At 60.1% G+C, this 2058-nt stretch carries 3 protein-coding genes; 2 read left to right on the top strand and 1 reads right to left on the bottom strand.

Translation table 11 applies throughout. The features are described 5' to 3' along the window. On the bottom strand, positions 1–869 hold an 869-nt coding region (locus VK725_RS00940), incomplete at its 3' end, for a PLP-dependent aminotransferase family protein (protein ID WP_325316196.1). Between the two features lie 112 nt (positions 870–981). On the opposite strand from VK725_RS00940, the gene VK725_RS00935 reads away from it, so the two are divergent. Together VK725_RS00935 and VK725_RS00930 are read left to right on the top strand one after the other, a co-directional pair. Next, positions 982–1557: a DUF1579 family protein gene (locus tag VK725_RS00935; RefSeq protein ID WP_325316195.1), complete on the top strand. Its 576-nt coding sequence runs from the start codon at positions 982–984 to the stop codon at positions 1555–1557. Between the two features lie 20 nt (positions 1558–1577). Further along, a partial coding sequence (locus tag VK725_RS00930) for a transporter (protein WP_325316194.1) occupies positions 1578–2058 on the top strand: 481 nt, incomplete at its 3' end.

Genomic DNA, 2058 nt, shown 5'->3' with positions numbered 1-2058 from the left:
CGCCGCGCTGCGCTCATCGTGCAACCCAGCGGAAACTGGTGCGATGGCGTGATGTAGACAGCCTGCGCGTGGCTGCACAGGCGAATGCCTTCGGTGACGTTGATTCCCTCCTCATCCACCGGTACCGGAATGAGTTCAGCGCCAATGGTTTTGCAGGCCTGCCGCGCACCGGGATAGCCGGGGTCTTCGATCCACACGGGCGCATGCGCATCCAGCAACACGTTGGCGCAAATCTGCAGACCTTGTTGCGACCCCGTCGTAATCAGTATTTGCTCGGCGTCGCAGCGCACGGCGCGAACGGTGCCGAGGTATTCAGCGATGGCTTCGCGCAATGGCAGGTAACCCATCGGATTGCCGTAGATCATCTGCTCCATCGGCGGCTTGCGCGAATGGCGATTAACCAGCTTCGACCACGTCGTCATCGGGAAATGATCGAGGGCGGGCACCCCCATGCGAAATGCGCCCTGGGTGTCGGCCCAGGTTTGCGGCGCGGTGCGCAACGTACCCACGCGCTCGGAGATGCGTCTCGGCGCTTTCCGCGCGACGATTTGCTCGGACTTCGCACGTCCAGCCGCCGCGGCCGATTTCAGCGCCTGTCCCGGTATCGCTCGGGCGACACAGGTACCTGCGCCGACGAAGGTCTCCAGATAACCCTCGGCAAAGAGTTGCTCGTAAGCGCTAAGGACCGGCACACGCGAGATCTTCAGTTCGCGGGCGAGATTTCGAGTGGATGGCACGCGCTGCCCGGCACGGAGATGGCCATCGATGATCGCGCGCCGAAACCACTCGGAAAGCTGGTCGTACATCGGCGTGCCGCTGGCGGCATCGAGAGCAATGGGCGGCAGGAAACTGGCGGGGATCCGTTTCATAGCGCACAACCTGGAGTGGTTATATCAGATCATAGCAAAGTGGTTATTTTAGCGAACCACTATCTGGCTTAATTTTTCAGCCACGCAATCCGCGTTGCTAGGAAATCGAGCCATGACGACGTTTAGGAAAGCTCTACTTATCGCCACCGGCCTGGCTTTGGGTCTGGCGGGAACCGCCGTTCTCGCCGCGGACGCCCCTACCCCGGTGTCTTCGGCCGCCCGCGATGGCGCCCACGATTTCGACTTCAACATCGGCACCTGGAGGACGCACATCAAAGCCCTGCAGGACCCGCTTGGCTCCACCGCCTGGGGCGAGATGACCGGCACAGTGACTGTCCGAAAGATCTGGGGTGGTAAGGCATCGATGGAAGAAATCGAAGCCGGTAGCAAGGACAGTCACTTCGAAGGTCTGACGCTATTTCTCTATAACCCGCAATCCCATCAGTGGAGCCAGACGTGGGTCGACAGCAGCAACGGTGCCATCAACAAGTCGGCAGTCGGCGCATTCAAGGATGGGCGTGGCGAGTTGATCTCACAGGACACGTTGCACGGTCGAACCGTTCTTATTCGCGACGTTTGGTCGGACATCCAACCGAACTCGCATCACTTTGAGGAATCGTTCTCCGACGACAACGGCAAGACGTGGCAGCCGGACTTCATTGCCTCGTTGACGCGCATCAGCCCATGATGGCGACGCGGCATGCATGCATGTCGTTCGCGTTCGGCGTGCTTTGCTATGGCGCGGGGTCGTCGCGCGCCGTAGCACAAACGACGGCATCATTGGCTGATCCATCCTCACCGCCTTCCGTCACCACGCAATCGATGAGCGAGGCATGGTGGACCGGCCCGATGCTGGCCAATTCCGCCGAAACGTTGCCGCCTGGACACTTCCTGTTCGAGCCCTATCTCTACGACATTCGCTCGCCAGGCACGGACAGCTTCGGATCGCGCACGTACATTCTCTACGGCTTGGTCAATCGACTTTCGATCGGCATCATTCCGGTATTCGGGTACAACCGGATGACGAATAACCGCAGCAGTTCCAGCATTGGCTTTGGCGATCTCACGCTGCAGGCGCAGTATCGATTGACGGAATTTCATCCAGGTAGCTGGATACCGACGACGGCGATCCAGTTGCAGGAAACGGTTCCGACCGGCCGTTACGATCAGTTGGGTGATCGTCCCAGCG

The organism is Dyella sp. (genome assembly GCF_035486915.1).
Lineage (GTDB): Bacteria > Pseudomonadota > Gammaproteobacteria > Xanthomonadales > Rhodanobacteraceae > Dyella_B.
The sequence above is the reverse complement of the archived record's forward strand: the minus strand, read 5'-3'. Positions and strand labels throughout refer to the sequence as shown.

What these genes read in the sequence shown, in the direction of transcription:
- VK725_RS00935 (WP_325316195.1), top strand. Translation starts at nt 982, where the DNA reads ATGACGACGTTTAGGAAAGCTCTACTTATCGCCACCGGCCTGGCTTTG.